The organism is Paraburkholderia sediminicola (assembly GCF_046026895.1).
GTDB classification, from domain to species: Bacteria; Pseudomonadota; Gammaproteobacteria; order Burkholderiales; family Burkholderiaceae; genus Paraburkholderia; species Paraburkholderia sediminicola_C.
Map to the genome: position 1 here is coordinate 1 of NZ_JAQQEU010000242.1, position 992 is coordinate 992.

Genomic DNA, 992 nt, shown 5'->3' on the forward strand with positions numbered 1-992 from the left:
TCGATGTTTTCCCACGAGCCCGGCTTGCAGATCTTGCACATCTTTTCCGTTCTGCTGTTTTCTATATAAACCCACGATAGCGCACCAAAGAATCGGTCGTGCTTTTCTGGAACGCCATCCGACGAGCTCTCCATCGGAACCCATCCGACCTCCGGCACATAGAATTCCACCCACGCGTGATCGTTATCGGGTGTGCATACCGAGCCGACCGGCACATACCTCAGCTTGTACTCCGGTACCTTGAAGTCGCCGACGGGTCGGCAAGCGACACCGCAAAGCCTCAGCAGCCCGATCATCAGCTCCATGTACTTGCCGCATGTTCCCTCGCCGAGCCGCAACGTCTCGACGGGGCTCGCACATCTGCTGCTGTAGCGGTACCCGAGCCGACTATAGACGTATTCGCGCACGGCTTTGGCAATCCTGATCACATTGCCGCGCTCTTGCGTGGGAATGCATGCAAGCAGGCGCTCGGCAATATCCTTTAATTCCTGCCTGCCCATGTCATAGCGTGACTCTTCTTTCAGAAAACGCCGCCTGATATCGACAGGATAGTCGTTCGTACTCGCGCCGTTCAGCTTGTACCGGATACCGTAAGCCTCGAGGATAGCGTGGTAGCCAAAAACACGACACTCCTTGTCCAGCCTTATCCCGGTCAGGTCAAACTCGACAATCGCGTTACCTTCCTCGTCCTCTGTGACGGCCGCGGGGATATCGCCGATCGTCTCGAGCGATTTGACCTTTTGCCTCGGCGTGTCGACCGGTATCGACAGTCTGATGCACAGCTTGATGCCTTCCAGCTCGTCGAGAATATCGCCAATAGGCTTGAGCATTTCGGCATAGGTGAACTCGATTTCATAGCCTCCCGACAGGCAAAAATTGTTTCCCCCGCCGAGATCCGTGAGCTGAAAGTCGAGCCGCTCGATGAATCCATCGCGGGCGTCGTTTCTGAGCTTGATATTGGCGCTCCCGTTTGACGTCAGCTCCGAGCCCGC

General features: G+C 56.1%; 1 protein-coding gene. It reads right to left on the reverse strand.

Annotated elements, in window-relative coordinates:
* Positions 1 to 992, reverse strand: a 992-nt coding sequence (locus PQR02_RS40530) for a transglutaminase-like domain-containing protein (RefSeq protein WP_408243404.1), incomplete at both ends; no start/stop codon positions are given.